Consider the following 18,973-nt stretch of genomic DNA (forward strand, 5'->3'; position numbering starts at 1 on the left):
TCCCGTGTTAGCTTCAAAAAAATTAGCCCTGCTTACCCAAAAGTTTCATCAACTTTTCAAGAATTATTAGCAGCTTGTTAATAAAACGGCTAAAAGACCCCAAACCTTTAACCATAGACCTCAAAGCTACCACGTCGGATTGTGTAATTGACCGAGTAAATAACAACGCGGCAAGCACAACCACAACAAAGAAGGGGACGCCTACAACGAGGAGAAGCCAACTTGCCAAAGGCAAAGCAGCAACAACAAGATACGTCAAAAGCCCAGCCACAGCCGAAGACAGAAGAATTTTAACTGAAGAAACCCAATCCAGGCCTATATTGTAGGTTTTTTTTATGAAACGTAAACCCATAAAGATGCTCGGAAGCCCAGCGGTTAAGGTTGTAATAATGAGACCTAAAACTCCATAATTCATTATCAAGAAGTAACCCACCGGGAAACCAATTGTGCCAGTCAATAAACTTAGTTTTAACACGTAACTCGTTTTACCCTGGCCATTCAGAAAACCGCTTACACTTAAATTACCAAAAGCTGCATACAAGTACTGAATCGACATAAGTGTCAAAAAAAGAGGCGCCAAAACGTAAGTTTCACCAAAAAGCGTTTCGACACCTGGCCCAGCCAAACTCATAACTAGAAAGGTAACAGGAACCACAATAAGAGAGGCATATTTAACAGAGAACCTAAAGATGTTTCCTAGATCCACTTTATCTTTTTCTGCATCCAACTTAGAGAACGCAGGAAACATCATAGTGCTTATGGGCATGGTGAAGAAGCCGATGAGAACTACAAAATTAAGCGCTATGCCATAATTTCCGATGGGAACATTGTCAGTTACGTAATGTATGGGAAGCAGAAATGCATAGAACTGAGGAAGCAAAGTTGTGATAATAATACCAAAAGACAGGGGCAAACAGTAACTCAACATGGTAGTTAAGTATTCTTTTAGATGCAGTTGTTTCGACACTGGCTTCGGCAGGCTGCGATAGATAACGCTGACCAAGGAGATTCCGATTATGCTTGCAATAAAGAGGCCAACGGTGTAACCTATCGTGGCTCCAGCAGTACCCATACCAAAAGCCACCAGCACGATTATAATTGCTGTTTTAGCAATATTTTGACCAACAATCATTATACTGTTTAGCGCCATTCTTTCATAGCCTGTGAAAACAGCTGTAGCCGCCGTGACTAGGCCGCTGGCAAAAATGGAAAAAGAAGCGATTTGTATAAACGGAGCAAGCAGTGGCCGGTTAAATACAGTAATCGCTAAGAAATCAGCGGAGAAAAAGGATAAAACCGAAAGCAACAAACCTAGTATAACCTCAAATATTATTCCGGTAAGGAATATACTGCGGATTTCATCAAATCGACCTTCAGCTCGATACTGAGCGGTAAACCGGATCATAGCCGAGTTTATTCCCCAGTCACGAAAAACCTGCATAATTGTTGGAACAATTAAAACGATCGTATACAAACCGTAAAGATCTGAACCAAGAAGTCGAGCGATAAATATAGTGCCTATGGAGGAGATAAGGGTTGAAATTACCAAACCCCAAAGCAGATGAAAACTTCCAGTTGTTGAAGCTTTTGCGATGTCAACTGCTTTACTCATCTGCTAGTTCCTCAGGAATGCAAGAGTGTTAGCAAACAATGGTTTATCATTTGTGGTAAAACGAAGGCTCCTCCGCTTTAAAGAGTGCTTGTTAGCCGCAAATTGATTGTACAGCTTCCAACTGCAGACGTATTATTTATGTAGTTTTGCGGTTCACCTTGTTTTATAGAGTGGGCTCTCAGGAATTTGGTTATTTGTAACTGGCTGTAACCACACAAGTTTTTATTCAAAAAAGGACCCGTTATTCTTGTAGCGATAGTTTGCTGGGATATTTACCCCACTGCATTCCACCAACCATAGTTGCCCTCAGTAAAAAACTGATTTTCAACAATGCACTTCCCAAGAAAGGTAGCTGCTCGTAAAATTGGCAATCATTCGAGCAGCACAAAAATGCATTGAAAAGCATTCACAGACGGGTTGAATCCCCCCTCGCAGGAGGAAAAATTTTCTTGAAAATGCATTTTAATTTGAAGCTACCCTTAGCATTATCAGTCGGCTTGCTTTTAATTGGATTATTCGTAGGTCACGTCGGCTTAAACAGCGATTTAAGCAATGACCAAGCAGTCGTAGCTTTGCCTCAAACACTCAAGGTATCAATCAACCCCCAAGGACCCGTACTAATGACGTTAAACCAGATTCAAAGATTCACAGCTAACGTCAGCGTTGAAGATGCAGAGGCAAATTATGAATGGTCTATAGAAAACGCTTCAGCGGATTCTTCGATTAACGGAACGGAGCACCTTTTAGTAACTCAAGGGAAAGAGGCTTCTTTCCAGTTTCTGATGCCAAGCATAGACAATTGTTGGTTGAATGTGACCGTAGAGAGCAATAACCAAGAAGCAACAGACAACATCAACATCCAATACATATCCAGCCAACCGAACCCTACCAGCAAACCACAAAACCCCACCCAACAATACCCAACCCAAACACAAACACAACAAACCACCTCAAACCAAACCCAAAACAACAACATATCCTATGCCCCTCCGCTACCGCTAAACCCCAACTATATCATACAAAAAACAAGCGATAACCTGTACCAAGCCATCAACTGCAGCAACGGAAACATTGATTTTTCGTCAACAGACGCAGACTCAATCTTCCATAACGTATTCGCCTACCCAGATATACAAGTGGAAGTATCATCAGGCATCTATAACCTCAACTCAAGCATCACCGTAAAAAATAATCAGCACTTATCCGGATACGGGGCAACCATAAACATGACGTTAACATCAATAAAACCAACCCGAGGCCCCGCAGTGTTTTGTAGCGACAAACCAATAAATAACACCATAATCGAAGGCTTCACCATCCAGTTACACGCAGATGGATACTTCAACCAAGGCATATACCTCAACAACCCACACAACTGCACATTACAAAACAACAAAATCTACGACGCCTACAACCGAGGAATTAGCCTAGACGGATGGGCTTACAATTATGGCGGCTCAGAAAATAAAATCTTAAACAACTACGTAGAAAAAACATACTCAGACCAACTAGGTGAAACTATCGTTTTAGGTAACCAGAATGATTCGCGAGTAAGCGGCAATGTAGTGATTGGAAGCCAGCAGGGCGGTATCACTTTGAGCGGTTGCTTTAGAGTAGAAGTAACAGGCAACACTATAAGTTATTCAGATGGGCAAAATGTTGGATACGGCGGCATAGACCTAGAAGCCTCAAGCAACAACACCATAACAGACAACACCATAAACGGAAAAGGCACAGGAACCGGCATAAGAGTAAGCCGCGGCGCCTACAACAACACATTCAACCACAACAACATATCCAACGTAGCATACGGCATAAAATTGATAGACACCATGGGACCAGCTTCCTACAACAGCTTCTCAAACAACAACATAAGCAACACTATAATCGGAATTTCCATTTGCAGCAACACCTGCAATTTCAACACTTTCACAAATAATACAATAACAGCAACGGGCAAGAGTATTGAAGACTATGGCAGTTACAATAGTTACTGAGAACGGGATTGAGAATTCCAGTTGAAACTTATCATTATGCTGAACCTACGGAGTACATTTTCCGCCATCATTTCTTTACAAAGACAGCCGTAAGATTATAGTCCCAATAGTTAACTCTGACTGGATTTTCAGGACCACAAAGGCGCTCATCATTTAGCATCCAATGATCCAAGCGGTAACCTTCATCGGGATAAGCGTAAATCGCCTGCACTCCCCAATCGTAATAGATTCCTGAAGGCGGATCCGTGTATCCACCCTCCGATGGCAAGATATTAATGAAAGTGGGATAACGCCAAGAACTAACGAAAGGCGACAAAGGAGAAGCGTCACTGTAGGCAACCGTAGCAGCTGAAGAGTTGAATCTGAAAAGCCATGCATCACCAACCTGCTTAGCAACAGAAAAGTACGGGGTCGAGAGAAATTGGGTAGCGTTAAAGTGTCTATACTGGGGGTTTTGGAGTGAATACATAGTTGCTTTTGCGCCAATATAGATGTAGGAAATGTTGTATTGGATTAACAGTGGAACCGCATGCAGATCGAACGCGTCAGCTGTTAATATTGTCATCAAATCGGTGTAGTTTTGAAAATTGCTGTATCTAGAAACAGTTATCCGCTGGGTTATGGAAGTAACGTATTGACCGCTATCCCCCATGGAAGTTAAGAGTACATCAGACGTAGGTACATTATCGGAAATCCAGTTCATCAAAGCCAAATCGTCTGCCCCAAGCGCAGAGTAAGTATTCAACTGTGAAGAAGCCAGAGCGTATTTATGCAGTTGCTGATCAACGGTCGGAACAAGTAACAAAAAAGCACCAATTACAACCAGAACCACCAGAATACACGCAACTATCCGGGGTGTAAATCTACCCAGTCGTCTACCAGCAACAAAAAATAACCGCTTCAAGGGGGTATACACAAAATACAAAACACAAAAGACCACAGCCGACGTCAATACGGTTCCAGCAATAAAAAAGTGCTGCCAAATTCGTTGGGAATCAAAAAAAGATAACAAAAGATTGATCGGCAAATCAATTGTTAAAGTCAAATAGGTCAGGAGCACTAACATAAAAGCGTAAATAATCAAGATACCCATAGCGAACTCTTTTGCTTGAATAAAAAGATCAGACTTTCTTCTAATTTGAATAAATATTAGGAAAAGTGCCATTAAAAGAGCGCACGGAGTCAAAGCTAACAAATAACTAAAATCAGAAAATAAAGAGGACAATTTAGGGAAATCTAACAACCAATTAAAGTTTATCCAGTCAGCGACAAGCGTAGCATAAACAGTTGAAGCTGGACCAGAGTCTATAGGTGAAAGAATGTTAGCAATAACATAGCGGTCAAAAATTAAGCAGAGGTAAGGAAAAGCAAAAAGCAAAGGTATAAAAAAACAAGCTATGGACTTGGAAGCTTTGTTCCAAGACCACGTATCGTGTTCCGTCCAATTACACGCATGCCGCAATTTTTTGATTGCAAAGATTATTGTAAACCAAAAGAAAGTTAGCAACAAAGCTACGGGATAGGTCTCCGATGCAATAAAAAAAACCAATCCCATTATTCCCGCCATTAAGGGTGTGATACGCCGTTCCTTTAACAAAAATAGAAAAACCAAACTCATGCCACTTATCGAGACGTATAGAGATGTTAAAAGCGGCAGACCCCCCCAAGATAATGGAAGCCAAGATATCGCACCTGTAAAAAAAGCTGTAATAATTAAACCTAAAATCGCAAGAACCCTACGCTCGAAAAGGCATTGCAACATCACATACATAGAAAGCGCTATCAAAGCAGGCAAAAAAGCGCTCACCATCAGAACTATTTTGGGTATGCTAACACACAATACAGTAGACAGAAAAGCACACAAAACATGCACTCCTGTTGGATAACTAAGAACAAAGTTACCATAAGGTTCTGCAGAACGCGTTAACAATGCATTCGGATTATCAAATATCAGTCGTGTTACTAAGGTATGGAAGGCAGCGTCATCATTAGTGGAGCCATAGTAACCAGTTATGAGTGAAGCGGAAAAACAAAGAACCACCAAAATAACAATGAAAACTATAATGAGAGGTAAATGTTTTTTCGGAGAAAATTTGGGCAATATTTGTTTATTCAGCAATGACCTTGAAAACCAAAGACCAATTGCTGCAACAGAAACGGTAGCTATTGCAGTCAGCGCATACGAGAAAGGAAACAGTGCAAAAAACACAGAGAAAGCCAAAACAAACCCGAAGCCCGCGAAAACTCTGAAATTGACTCTCTGAAGAAAAGGGTAATGACTAAAGGGATCATCTTTTTTGCTTAGCCTGCAGATTACCTTCAAAATTCCGAAGCCGACCAAATAAAGTAGTAAAATGCTAAGGATGGAAAAAAGAACAGAATCAACCAAAGATATCTGAGTCCAATCCCACCACATAGCATATCATCGCAAGGTTAGTTAATGCAAATTGAGTAAACACTAACATTCTAATACATTTGCCAAAAAAAACATTAAAAGGCACCAACATGTATAGCACGGTCAGAACGAGTATTCAGCGTTCTGCACGCACCCAGCCTAAATTTCAGTCACAGCGACATTCATTAAATTATAGTGCAAAGCATTAACCAATACAATGTCAGCACATCGAAAGTTCAATAATAGTATCCATTTTCACCACCGTCACCACTTCTTCCAGCGACACCCAAAAAAAGACCCCCGTATTCTCACACCAATTTTTTCAAAACTAACAAAATTAATAGAGCAACAGGGAGCAACAGTAAACAAATTAAGAAAAATATAGGCATATTTGAAAAAATAGTGTACTGAGTTGCTTGGGAATTATCTCCAGAAAATTGTGGCAAAGTTAAGTCGCTAATGGCTTGGTAATTATCGGAAATGGCAACAGTAAACTGCGTGAAACCAGTAAGGGACAGATCTTGACCGTAAACCTCAACCGAGAGATTTGGATAATTATTCAGATATAATTTAGAGAAAGTAACGTTCTGAGAAGTTATCTCAGGCGTTCGGGCATATAAATTAAGGGAATTAATAGGCAAAATCGAAAGCGTTTGTACATCATCCAGATATGTAATGTTTCCATCAGCAGTAGTTATCTTTAAAGTTGCGTTACCCAAACCATTAATTGAAAAAGAGGCATTAAATCTGAGCAAAGAGTAGAAACCACTACCACTATCGATTACAATCGAGGATGAAAAAATAGAGCAAGTTGAGTAGTTAGCCAACTCAACAGCCGTCACATTGAAAAATTCCGAAAGACCCTTTTGAGAAGCAACATTAACAGCACCAATATGTTGAGTACCTGAAAACAAGACGGAATTAGTTTGGACAGTGGTGTTTGCACTGGTTATCGATTTTGCGTAACCGTTCAGTTGGCTTAAAGGATTTGTCCGCACTATTTCAGGCAGATTACTCGTCTTGAGAATGTTGGTTACAACGTTATACCATTCAGATTTTTGGCTACTACTGTAGATAGCATCATTAATTGGAGCTAAATTAAAGTACAAAACGTTCCCGCCCGAAGAATAACCTTTTTCTACCAAGAGAGGAGAAACCGAATCACCATAATAGCATAAAACTGTAGTATCACTATTTGCTGAAGTAACGGGTATTGATAGTTTAGTAGGTAGTGAATATTTCGAGCCATTTACTACATTAATAGTTTGGATGTCAGCAACGTCTCCCGGAGAGGATAACATAGTTTGGGCAAAGTAGCCAGTTCCTGTTTTGTCCAGAATAATTAGGTGACCGCCCGATTGAACGTAGTTCAAGTAATCGGTGACTGGCCTAAAAGTTGTAGAATAGTATTCAACTAAAAAGTCATCGAACCCTACTTGGAAAAATCTGTTATAATGAACTCCAACTTGTCCAGCTACATTATTTGTATGGGAAATTAAGTTGGTCCCGTTCAAAGACATTACTCTATTCTCACCACTTACGGTTAATTTTAGGTTAAAGGTGTCCTCAAATGCCCAAGTGACATTAGTTTTAAGACCGGGCCAAGATGGTGAAGCTCTTTCTACGCCGTTAATGAAGTCCCGGTATAGAAGGTAAACATTATTGTCATTACTGAAAAATACATCTGCCAAGCGGTAGTTTTTTGCGTCTTCCCATGAATAAACAATACTCGCATAATTAAGTATCGAAGAGTTTCCAATCAAAGGAGTAATATTAACACTGATTGAAAAATTGTCTGCGGTAACTGGGTACAAAATTATGCCCTCATCACCCCTTGCGTTTCCTCCGATTAGTTGCTGATTTTTAAGTTCCCACGTTCCTTTTTGAGAAGAATAATCCTCTAATGTTTCCCGCGTAAAGGCATCAGCCATTGTGTGTACAACATAATTTTCACGTGGAGGATCAAAAGGAACTATTAAAGTGGAATAATTAAGGGCAGCGTGGTCAAGGTCGGAGACTGTTGTAAAATTAAAATTGTTATATGCAAGCGAATCATAGACCAAATTTTTATCTATCGAAAGTGATTGATCGTAGGGGATAATTAAAGCTGTTTCACTATTTGATTGCGGATAAGAAAGAGCTGGAACAGCATATATTGAAACCTCGGAATTTTCATAAGATTTAGAAAGCGTTGGAAGATAGTTCGCAAGGAAGCCATCACCATAATTCGCTAAGAATGCCTGGTCACGGGCATTGATATACAGGTATGCATGCGAATACATTGACGCACGGTAAAGTTGAGTTAGGGCTAATTCTTGAGAAGCAGCGTTATACAATAATTGCTTCAACCCAAGTGAATCAGGAGGACCCGCTAAGGTCACCATTTCCCCTGAAGTGCTCGTTACTGTAGCCACCCATGCATTCGGATCATGATTTAAAATGTCTTTTAGAGAAGATATCGCAGAAGATTCGTTCGAAGTAGCAAAGTGGGTACTTTCGGAGCTTGAAAGTGACCAATATTCAGCATTTAAGAAAGCTGTAGAAATTCCGTAACAACAAACTAAACCGATTAAAGTTATCGAAATGAGTTTATATCTTGAGGGAAAAGTGAATTTTAATTTGTTTATTAATAACAGCAGAGGCAAAGGCGATAAAATCGCAAGAGGTATTTTTATGAACCACAAAAACCGCTTTTCCCAATAGCCGGCATTAAAAAAGTAAAGATTCATTATTGAAACCAGTGTTCCAGCCAAGAAAACGAAAAACAAAAACGCAATAAAGAATTTAAGCGAATTATATTCATCAGGCTTTCTAACAACTAAGTTAATTGCAGCCACCGAAAGTAAGCCAGTGATACCCAAGATAAAGGGATAAACAAACCAAGGTACCAAACCAATACTGTCCACCTGAGAAGTCCGAAAACTATTCAAAAAGAAGAGCCAAGAGACCAACGCGATAATATATACAAATGTCAGAGCATACACAGACAAACGTAATAAGCTACAACGAGTTTCACGTAAGGGTTTGATTTTTTTACTCAGTTCTGGAAGTTTGATGGCGCGAGTGCAGAGTGAAAGAATAACTGCCAAAAGCGGCAAGGCGATAGATGCCATTAATGCCGTGTCGAAAATAAAACGGGAGGTAAAAAGCGAAAATAGGTAATACACAAGAGGAATAACTAAAAAGGCTAGTAAAGCGCCTTTTAAGGCACCTGAAATATTTAGGGGTGATTTGCGAGCAAATATACCATAAACAGCCAAGAAGGTAACTAAAACGACTGCTTCAGTGATATGTGTTAAGTATAATATGGTTACAGTTATTGAAAAAAGCGCAATGAATGAACGGGAAGATAAATCAGTTTTACTGAGGAGAAACAGCGCGGCAATTAAGAGCAAAAATGAAACAGTGCTCGGAACATACCATAATCCCAGAAGACCATACAAAGTTCCATTGTAAGTCTTATCTGCAACAGCAGTCAGCAGTTGTAATTGTGTTAGTGTAGAGCCCTGAAGCTTTAGATAAGCTAAATATATCCACGAAAAACCTCCGTAACTATTTGTGAATAAACTCCAAAATAAGGTGGCGACAGAGGGTAAACTTGGGTGGATATTATTTAGGTAACGTTTCGCCATTACATAGAAGGCCACAGGTAACAGAAGATTGATAGATAACTGGGCAAGTTGACTACTAAGATATTGAGCATCAGAAACAGCCAAGAAAGTTGACTGATTTAAATGACTGAACAAGTAAGCGGAACCAATGTACAGTTGAGGCGATCTGTTGAGAGTCAAACACCAGTTATAATGGCGAGTTATATCGGTTCCCGGCATCAATGCGAATCCGGGATACATCGAAAAGAAAGTAATCGCAAAGAAAAGAATCGCGATTAACAAAGCAAACACGTCAATAGATTTTGAGAAAGACGGTTCTTTCGAGAAGGTGAACGTTTTACGAATGTATAGACAGTATACTGAAACTATACCTAAAATGATATACCCTGATAAAGTGGCGATAATGCGAGTTTGCTCACCAAAGGACAAAAGAATAAGTGCAAGAAAACCGGTGACTGCGAAGCTCAGTACATATGAAAGAAGTAAACCTTCAAGTTTGGTGAGATACTGGTGAAGTTTAGCTATATTAACAATAGCAAACCCAGGAAGGAAAGTGGTAATGAATAAAGACAGGAAAAGCTGAGGAAGAGTATTCTCAAAAGATAATAAATGAAGAATAAGCAGTATAACGCCAAAGATTATTAACAGAAAACTCAACAAGTATGAAATTTGGAGCGAATTAAACTTATTTTGTTTTAAATTCAATCGAACATCATTGCCTATGAAAATGAAATAAATAACTAAAATTGTGGCAACTTCAAGAACAAATAATGGATATTTAACCCATGATTGTAAAAGCCAGAGGGTTAAAGAGGAAAAAAGAATTGAAATGCATAAAAGCACTATAAAAAACGCGCGTGAATTCAATTTAACCATTTAGATACACACGCAGCTTGATTCGCTTTTGAAAGTATGAAACCCTCAAAATCGTCGAATATTAAATGTCGAGCTAACAAATGTACTGCAGGATGTTTTTTGCCAAACATTGTTCGTTAATGAGCGCTTGTAAGATATATGTCTTTAAGATTGTTAAGATATAACTCAGAGATTTTCTTTCTGTCAAAGTTATTTTTGACAAATATCTCAGCGTTGTGCCCCGCGGTTTTTCTTAATGAGACATCTGCGACGAATTTGGAAAGAACATTTGCCAATTCTTCATCATTTAATGGGTCCACAACAAAGCCAATTTCATTATCGCGTATTATTCGAGCTAATAAAGAATCAGGATATGCTGTTGCCACGACAGGTTTCCCGCAGGCGCAGTATTCAAAGAATTTTGCAGGCAGAGAATTTTTCCAAAGCGGGTTATCATCATAGGGTATTATACCTACATCAGCGGAGGATATTAAATCGTTTAATTTTTGTTTCTCGCTTATTACCCCAAGGTAAATAATTTTGTTGCTTATACTCAGTTCCTTGGCTAACTCAATAACCTTATTTGTGTCGCCCTGACCAGCGATGAACAGTTGAACATCATAACAGCCATTTATTAACCTCTTAACGGATTTGAGAACAACATCCAAACGATAATAAGAGCCTATTCCGCCAGAGTAAATGAGATTTAACTTTTTATCAGAAGATGCAAACGTAGGCAGCGGTTTAAATGTTTTAATATCAGCACCGTTGGGCAATATTTTTACCTTCGATATGCCGTTGCCGCGCATTTGTTCATAATAAATTTTTGTCACGACCACCATTAAGTTCGATTTGAGATACATAGAAAAGGCGGTTTTTTTGACCATAGAATAAAAAAATTTGTTAATGCCGTTTGAATTATTTATGCTGAAATTTTCCCATTCATCTCGGTAGTCCATAACATTTTTTATCCTCAGTAGTTTACATGCGGCTAAAGCGCCGATGCCTACGTCGCCGGGAGGGACAGAAATCACTACAACATCCGGTTTTTTAATACCTAGGAAAAAGAAAGAGCTGAAAAACGAGGATACACAGTTAAGGGCAAATATAAATGGACTATGAGAACTTATGTAAAATGCCAAATTGTAGATACCAATGTTAGGGGACGAAGAGTTAGAACCTGCCTGTTTTAGCGTTGATGGAGTAAAAGTTCCCAATACGTCAATTTTGTGGCCTTGCCCAGACCAGTCATTTGCAAAAAAATGAATTCGAGTCCAAGCTGCTCCAGCAAAAGGATTGGGAAAACCTAAGATTAATGAAACTTTCATAGTATCTCGACTTTTTTTGATGCGTTTAATTAGTTTGACTCTGCCTTATGCCACAAGGAGTTGAAAACGTTTAAGTATACGCCGACGATATTGCCAATTTCGTGATTGTTCAGAACATAATTTCGGCCATTTGTGCCCAATTTTAGTCGTAAATTATAATCAAGCAACAATTTACTCACATCCTTTACTAACTGCGAGAAATTTTTAGAGCACATACCTAACTGGTTATGGTAAATAATTCCGTCGGGGTCTACTCGAAGACTAACCACAGGCAGATAATAGGTCCAAGCCTCCAACATTGTATTAGGAAAACCTTCGATAGAGGAGGTGTTTACAAGCACAGAAGCGTTTTTGAAGTATTCACCTATTTTTGAATGAGCAACAAACCCGTTAAAATGCAGATTAGGTACACCTTTGGCGACGCCTTGAACCATACTAAATAATTCAGGAGGATCCCCTTTACCGCCAATCATCTCAAAATGCAGAGAAGGCAACGCCTTAGCGACCTCAATATACAATAGGGGATTCTTTACTGACGAGATAGTTCCAACCCATAAAGCCGTAGCTTGCGATTTTTCACTTTCAGCGTTGGGTAATTCACAACCATTTTTTATCAGTACACTGCTTAGGTTGAAGCGTTTCTTTAAAATATACTGTTGGAATTTGCTCTGGGCAATAATTGAATCAGCACGTTTAAGTTCAATTAAACTTGAGAGACTATCGATAAGGCTTTTTTTGCCATTAAGAGAGACACCAGTAACCATTGAGTCCGTTGCAATTCTATGAACAAATTTCTTTCTAAAGATAAAACAGAATATTGGCAATACCCCAGTTGAACCTGCTTCATGTACGTAAACGTCCGCATTTGCTTTTTTAAGAGCAGAGAAAATTGAGATAACTTTTCTAAAACTTGAAATTCGACTTACTGCATCTCGTTTATAGGTTTTTATAATTTCTATACCCTTTATGACTTCTTTTCTTTCTGTGCCGTGCCAATAAGTTACAAAGGCAATTGCACACCCTTTATCATACAGTTTTTTTCCTAAGATAACCTGTTCAACTTCAGCTCCGCCGGCGTATTCAGAATCTTGTTGATCAGCAATAGTAGGGTAAGAATTCAGAGATAAAAAACAGATCTTCATAAAAACCACTTACATGCTACAAGCTATTCTATAAATTTCAGTAATTTTCTGAAGATAAATCGGAATATCGAAGTTACGCTCGAGATAAATTCTTGCTGATGAACCTAATTTTTCCCTTAGTTCAGCATCATCTATTAAAGACGATATCTTTTCAGCAAGTTCATCAGGGTTTTTTGGCTGAACAAGAAGACCAGTCGAACCATCAGTGATAGCTTCAGCAACGCCCCCAACATTTGTCGCTACAATAGGTTTGCCGGCAGCCATGCATTCTAAAATGTAAAAAGGGAAGTTTTCGGTTACTGAAGGCAAAACACAAATATCAGCTAAATTAACAAGCACCGAATATACATTAGGCCAGCTTATACGACCTGTGAAAACAACATTGTTTGCTATTTTTAAGTTCAAGGCAAGTTTTTTCAAACTTTCTTCGCTGGCTCCGCTACCAACAAGATAAAAAGTTGCTTTTCGGGACTTCAAAATTTTCTCTGCAGCCAATAACAAATATTCTTGCCCTTTTATGGGAGAAAGATTACCTACGCAAACAATATTTATACCAAAATCCGTCTTTTTAACTGGACTAGGCTCAGATGTCGCCTTATCAAAGGTCTTTAGATCCAAAGTATTATGCAGCACAATCAGTTTTTTGGGTTTAAGCCCATGTGTTATAAGCGCATCACCAGTAAAAGATGAAACAGGCAACACAAGATCTGTACAATGATTAAGTATAGAAACAAATGTCGACCATTTGAACCTGTTAGATGAATTCGCCATGGGCACAAAATGCACTGAGGTAACAACAGCCACTTTCTTTCGAGCAGACTTTATTGCAAAATACGCTTCAAAGGCGCCTAAAACGCCCTGGGCATGAATAACATCTATTTTATAAGTTTTGATTGCTTTTTTTAGAAAGCCTATGCTCCGTATAACATCGACAATAGATTGTTTGTCAAAAGATGGGCAGGTAAGTTTGGGGATATTGTTTTTTTCTAATAAAGCAGACAAGTCAGGTATTTGTTCACCGGGACTAGAAATGACTGTTACCTGGTTACCTGAATTCTGCAAATTTACAGAGATAGAACTAAGATGGTATGAAAGACCAACTCCTGCAGAAGAACCGACGAATAAAATCCTTAAAGGCATTGACATATTATCACGATGTTAAGAGATTTTTTTTGTTTTTGGAGCATTGCTGATAAATGTTTTCCAGGGTTTCAACGATTGTTGCCCAACCAAAATTTTTGAAGACAAAGAATCGACCATTTGCACCCATCACTTTTGAGCGTGCTGGATCAACTAAGAGACACTTAATTGAATTTACCATAGCAGGAATATCGTCGTAATTGATAGCAAATCCAAAATCCCCATCTTTTACATGACGCGCCATGGGGGTTTCAGAAATTACAATAACGGGAAGACCGCATGCGGCAGCCTCTAAAGATACTAATCCAAATGGTTCAAATTTACCGGGGTAAATACATACAACAGAATCAACAAAGGCAGCTTTTTTATCGAACTCGCTAGGTAATAAACCAGTTATTACAACAAATTCGGATAGATTAAGAGAGTTTATCAAAATAGTCAATTCTTTTAAATATCCATCGTCTGCGCCGATTATTACTAAACGGATATTTTTCTCTTTTGAGTTCGTTATCAAATTTGAGAAAGCCTTAACCAGAAAAGACAAACCTTTGATTTCGTTGATTCGACCTAAATATAAGATTATATTATCCTCGGGGGCAATGTTGAATTTCTTTTTAAACGATCCTTTTGGAGGTAAATCTGTATAGGCAGCTAAATCCAAACCGTTTGGCACAATTTTGATTAGATTATCAGGTACACCTACGTTCCGATATTGCTGAGATTCTAAATCAGTGAGGGCAATCACAGCCGATGCGTCTTTTAATATATGATAACCAAAAGTTAGATCAAAAAGACGTTTTCTAATTTTTTTTCCAAAGTGTATTAATGAACCGTGAGCTGAAATCACGTAAGGAACATTATATTTTTTGGCATAGTAATGGATAACTATGTTTTCAAAGGTCAGGTATTCGTGTCCGTGAATGACATCAAAATTTTTGATTTGACTTTTAATGAAGCGTATAGTATCTATAGATAATGTTAAACTGGTAGCTCGTGTAAACATACGGCTCAAAGTTTTTGTTCGAATTATTCTAGACGATAAAGGAAGAACACCTAAATCAGCAGTATCTTGTTTGAGTCTTGTACCTGTATTTATCATATCTGAGGTTAGCACTACAACGTCATGACCGTTTTTTAGCAAAAAATTTGCTGTATCATAAACGACTCTATGAGAACCTGCCCAAACGTTTTTGGGGTCAAGGATTGGGGTGACAAGTAGTATTTTCATACTTTTCAGATTACCTTTCCAGCGTGTACAATTAGCTGATAATTAAGAAGACAATCCATGGGACGCTTACAAAGCGGCACTGGATAATGATGGATCATGATCATACCTTATGTTTTCGCTCTTTCGGTTTAGAAACTTGGAGAATTCAATGAATTTTAAGAGGTCAATAATGCGTCTCGACAATTTTACCTGCTCAAGAATTTTTAGTTTCTGCAATTACACTCTTATAAACATCTTCGATTTGAGTGCAAATGTTTGAAATATCATAAATACTTACGAATTTCGAGGCATTTAGACACATATCAGCATCATTTTTTAATGCAGATAATATTACGTCACTTAACTGATCAACATCGCCGGGTTTAAAGAGCATTGCAGTTGAATTAGGTACAAAATCATGAATCCCTTCAAACTCCGAGGAAACGACCTTTTTGCCGCATGCATATGCCTCAAGTAAAGCCATAGGAAACATTTCATACCAAGAAGGCAGAACAAATAAATCGGCATCAACCAACGCTTCCTTCTTATCAGCACCAGATAGTGGCCCAGTAAATACAACTTTATTCAATATGTTAAAGGAAGCAATGAGGGACATAAGTTGATTAAGAAAACCATCATCCCCACCAGCTATTACAAGCGTAACATTATTTTTTTGGTTTAGAACTTTAGCAAAGGATTTGACAAGTACATCCAAACCTTTGACACGATGTATACGACCTAAATAGAGAATAACCTGTTCTTTTTCAGCAATGTGATATTTCCGTTTGAAAACGCCCTTTGCTGGCATTTGCGCATATTCAGAAAGGTTAAGACCGTTAGGGATGATACACGTTTTTCCTATAGGAACACCTGCACGGGTATATTGTTCCTGCTCTTTTTTGTTAAGGGCCAAAACAGCTTGAGCATTAAATAATATTTCACGCCCATAAAAAAAATCAAATATTTTTCTAGACGCTGAATTACTTTGACCCAAGATGCCGTGCGCTTGAATAATGTAAGGAACATTCGTTTCTTTTGCAAATTTGAAAGCGACAATGTGTTGGTACCCTCTTAGTTCATGAAGATGGATTAAATCAAATTTTTGATCAGAAAAGGCTTTTTTTATTGCGGGAGTATAAAAAAACCCAAATTTATCTGAAAGAAAGGGGTACTTGTTATCAAAATGGCGCACATTTATGCCCTCAAATGTCTCGGTTTTGTTTTCGGTACTTTCTTTTAGATTACTCCTTTTTGCATCTGAACAAAAAACGGTCACTTCATGACCTCTTTTAGAGAGTTCTTTTGATATTTGATAAACAACTTGTTGTGATCCGCCAAAGAATTCTGGAGGATTAAAAACAGGAATTACTTGAAGTATGTTCATGTTTGTCAGCGGGGTAAGTGAAATCAGTTTTTTAGTGTGTAATTTCGAGAATATTTAGTTTGGTTTATTCAATGACTCGAATATCTGTTTGAGTTGAAAACCAATTTTTTCTAAAGAAACATGCTTGTTAACATAATCTTTGCCGTTATTCCCAAGTTCTTGTGCATATTGCGGGTTTTCTTTTAGAGTTAAAATTGCTTGGGCTAAAGCTTGGTAATCGCCTGGTTGTATAATAATTCCGGAGTTGCTTTTCGAAATATATTTTCCCGGTTGACCTCTTGAACAACAAAGTATTGGTTTTCCTACGGCTTGGTATTCATAAAGTTTTGAAGAAATGCCCATCTCAATTGAACCTGCACCGTTCAAAGGTAATATGAGGGCATCAGCGTTACTCATCACCTGCGCAACGTCTTGGCGGCTAATTATGCGGTCGACAATTTCTACATTTTTGAGTTGATGCTCCCGTACTTTTGTCCGCAGTTCTACGGCCAGTTCTCCACCGCCTTGAATGACAAAGTGGATAGTCGAATAGCGGGACAGTAGTTTTGATGCTTTAAAAATTTGTTCAAAATCGTATGCCGGTGAAAATGCACCGATGTATAAAACCGTGAAGGGTTCATCAGCGGTTTTGCGGGTTTTAGAATTGGCAATATCGAACATTTTTAGGTTTACGCCAGCGGGGACAACCATAATTTTTTCAGTTGGAGTGGAATATTTAGATTCTATGACATCCACATAGGCAGGGCTAATTGCAACTATAGCTGAAGCTGATTTGTAAGCGATCTTCGCGGATGTTTCGCCTATGCGTGCAAGTGGCGACGTTGCATCTAACCCTAAATCAAATAGGGCCTCGGGCCAAAGGTCATCAACGTTTTGGACAAGTGGTGCTTTAGTAAAAAATTTATAGAATAAACTTGGAGCCATTGAGAGAATATTTGGGTTTGAGGCGAAGATTACGCATGGCTTTCCTATGAGTGGAAGAGCAAGAATGGAAGAGATAATAAACGAGGAAAAAAGAATGACTCGTTTGGCAATACCTTCTGAGGCTACAGGAGGGACAAAGGTTCTAATTATTCGAATTGACCCATCGTATTCAATTTTTAATAAATGACGTTTGTATTTTTGGGGGATAATCCCTTTTGGATAGTGAGGAAAAGCGGTAAGAACAGTAACATCACAACCGGCTGTTGTGAGGCCATGAGCAAGGTTACTTGCTCTTGTGGCTCCACCGCCCATATCGGGAGGGAAATACTGCGCAATCAACAGGACTTTCATTAATATCAGAAATTAAAAGAAATCTTGAGAGCGCTTGATGTTATCCCAGTTATCGCCAAACCATTTGTGAATATTTTTAAGACCATCTTCAAATGTCACTTTGGGCTCGTAATTTAATATTTTCTTAGCTTTATCTGTACAAGCTAGCAAACGTGTTTTTTTATCCCAATCTCTACGTTCCTTATAGACAATACCCGCAGAACTACCAGTTATTTTTAGTATCTGCTCTGCAAGGTAGCTAACAGATATTTCTCGTCCAGTCCCCAGATTTATTGCTTCACCTATTGCGTCTTTATAGAAAGCCATCGCCAGTAAACCATTAACCAAATCACCAACGTAAGTGAAATCGCGTGTCTCATCGCCAGTGCCTGTAATTGGGAGAGGCATATTATTCATTGCCCAATAGAAGAAATTGGGAATAACATTACGATATTTTCCAGGCACTTCACCTGGACCGTACATGTTAAAAAAGCGTGCATTTACAATGGGCAAATGATATAGATTATAAAAATAATTGGTATATAATTCTCCAATCATTTTGGTAACTTGGTAAGGCGTATAGAGCCGCATTGAAGCATCATGTTCTTTGAAGGGAATTTTCGAGTCAGACCCGTAGATACCGCAACCAGAAGAGGAGTAAATAAACCGTTCAACATTCACTAATTGCGCATACTCTAAAACCTTTAGAATACCCATACCGTTAACCATTAAGTCGGTTTCAGGATTATCCACAGAGTTTTGGTTTGCAAAATGGGCAGCTAAATGATAAATAATCTGCGGTTTTTCCTTAAAAGCCCATTTTAACTTCTCGTCGTCGAGAATACTGCCATTAATAAAGGAAACTTTTGGGTGGATAGGGATATTCCATTCATAAGAAGAGGATAAATCATCTAAAATGATTATTTTTTTGGTTGGCAAGTTGCAAAGAGTTTTAACTAAGTTGGATCCTATTGCCCCAGCGCCACCAGTAACTAGTATTGTTTTATTTTCAAAGTTTTCTTGTACTTTGCTCAAACTATTTATCTCC

Annotated in this window: 11 protein-coding genes; 1 reads left to right on the forward strand and 10 read right to left on the reverse strand. The window is 38.6% G+C overall.

Annotated features, from left to right (window positions below; genetic code table 11):
* Positions 1–22: 22 nt before the first annotated feature.
* Positions 23–1,612: an oligosaccharide flippase family protein gene (locus NWE92_08470; GenBank protein ID MCW4029665.1), complete on the reverse strand. Its 1,590-nt coding sequence runs from the start codon at positions 1,610–1,612 to the stop codon at positions 23–25.
* Positions 1,613–2,067: 455 nt separating this feature from the next.
* Between NWE92_08470 and NWE92_08475 the strand changes: the two genes are divergently transcribed.
* The gene (locus NWE92_08475) at positions 2,068–3,609 is read left to right on the forward strand and encodes a right-handed parallel beta-helix repeat-containing protein (GenBank protein MCW4029666.1); all 1,542 of its coding nucleotides are present in this window, start codon (positions 2,068–2,070) and stop codon (positions 3,607–3,609) included.
* Between the two features lie 67 nt (positions 3,610–3,676).
* Here NWE92_08475 and NWE92_08480 read toward each other — a convergent pair whose 3' ends face one another.
* The 9 genes from NWE92_08480 to NWE92_08520 all read right to left on the reverse strand — a co-directional run bounded on the left by NWE92_08480 (position 3,677) and on the right by NWE92_08520 (position 18,960).
* The gene (locus NWE92_08480) at positions 3,677–5,830 is read right to left on the reverse strand and encodes a hypothetical protein (protein ID MCW4029667.1); all 2,154 of its coding nucleotides are present in this window, start codon (positions 5,828–5,830) and stop codon (positions 3,677–3,679) included.
* A 482-nt stretch (positions 5,831–6,312) separates the two neighbouring features.
* Entirely contained in the window at positions 6,313–10,491 is a 4,179-nt protein-coding gene (locus NWE92_08485) for a hypothetical protein (GenBank protein MCW4029668.1), read from the reverse strand.
* A gap of 116 nt (positions 10,492–10,607) precedes the next feature.
* Positions 10,608–11,798: a glycosyltransferase family 4 protein gene (locus NWE92_08490; protein ID MCW4029669.1), complete on the reverse strand. Its 1,191-nt coding sequence runs from the start codon at positions 11,796–11,798 to the stop codon at positions 10,608–10,610.
* Positions 11,799–11,827: 29 nt separating this feature from the next.
* The gene (locus tag NWE92_08495; protein MCW4029670.1) at positions 11,828–12,940 is read right to left on the reverse strand and encodes a glycosyltransferase family 4 protein; all 1,113 of its coding nucleotides are present in this window, start codon (positions 12,938–12,940) and stop codon (positions 11,828–11,830) included.
* Between the two features lie 9 nt (positions 12,941–12,949).
* On the reverse strand, positions 12,950–14,086 hold the full coding sequence (locus NWE92_08500) for a glycosyltransferase family 4 protein (protein MCW4029671.1): 1,137 nt from the start codon (positions 14,084–14,086) through the stop codon (positions 12,950–12,952).
* Between the two features lie 4 nt (positions 14,087–14,090).
* Entirely contained in the window at positions 14,091–15,308 is a 1,218-nt protein-coding gene (locus tag NWE92_08505; protein MCW4029672.1) for a glycosyltransferase family 4 protein, read from the reverse strand.
* Positions 15,309–15,501: 193 nt separating this feature from the next.
* Positions 15,502–16,671: a glycosyltransferase gene (locus NWE92_08510; GenBank protein ID MCW4029673.1), complete on the reverse strand. Its 1,170-nt coding sequence runs from the start codon at positions 16,669–16,671 to the stop codon at positions 15,502–15,504.
* A gap of 54 nt (positions 16,672–16,725) precedes the next feature.
* The gene (locus tag NWE92_08515; GenBank protein ID MCW4029674.1) at positions 16,726–17,946 is read right to left on the reverse strand and encodes a glycosyltransferase family 4 protein; all 1,221 of its coding nucleotides are present in this window, start codon (positions 17,944–17,946) and stop codon (positions 16,726–16,728) included.
* A 12-nt stretch (positions 17,947–17,958) separates the two neighbouring features.
* Positions 17,959–18,960, reverse strand: coding sequence for an NAD-dependent epimerase/dehydratase family protein (locus NWE92_08520; GenBank protein MCW4029675.1), 1,002 nt, complete (start codon positions 18,958–18,960; stop codon positions 17,959–17,961).
* Between the last annotated feature and the right edge of the window lie 13 nt (positions 18,961–18,973).

The sequence above is a fragment of the Candidatus Bathyarchaeota archaeon genome, from assembly GCA_026014745.1.
GTDB lineage: Archaea > Thermoproteota > Bathyarchaeia > Bathyarchaeales > Bathycorpusculaceae > Bathycorpusculum.

Excerpts from the sequence above, each read along its gene's own strand:
- NWE92_08470 (MCW4029665.1), bottom strand. The coding sequence starts at position 1,612 with ATGAGTAAAGCAGTTGACATCGCAAAAGCTTCAACAACTGGAAGTTTT.
- NWE92_08475 (MCW4029666.1), top strand. The coding sequence starts at position 2,068 with ATGCATTTTAATTTGAAGCTACCCTTAGCATTATCAGTCGGCTTGCTT.
- NWE92_08485 (MCW4029668.1), bottom strand. The coding sequence starts at position 10,491 with ATGGTTAAATTGAATTCACGCGCGTTTTTTATAGTGCTTTTATGCATT.
- NWE92_08490 (MCW4029669.1), bottom strand. The coding sequence starts at position 11,798 with ATGAAAGTTTCATTAATCTTAGGTTTTCCCAATCCTTTTGCTGGAGCA.
- NWE92_08495 (MCW4029670.1), bottom strand. The coding sequence starts at position 12,940 with ATGAAGATCTGTTTTTTATCTCTGAATTCTTACCCTACTATTGCTGAT.
- NWE92_08500 (MCW4029671.1), bottom strand. The coding sequence starts at position 14,086 with ATGTCAATGCCTTTAAGGATTTTATTCGTCGGTTCTTCTGCAGGAGTT.
- NWE92_08505 (MCW4029672.1), bottom strand. The coding sequence starts at position 15,308 with ATGAAAATACTACTTGTCACCCCAATCCTTGACCCCAAAAACGTTTGG.
- NWE92_08510 (MCW4029673.1), bottom strand. The coding sequence starts at position 16,671 with ATGAACATACTTCAAGTAATTCCTGTTTTTAATCCTCCAGAATTCTTT.
- NWE92_08515 (MCW4029674.1), bottom strand. The coding sequence starts at position 17,946 with ATGAAAGTCCTGTTGATTGCGCAGTATTTCCCTCCCGATATGGGCGGT.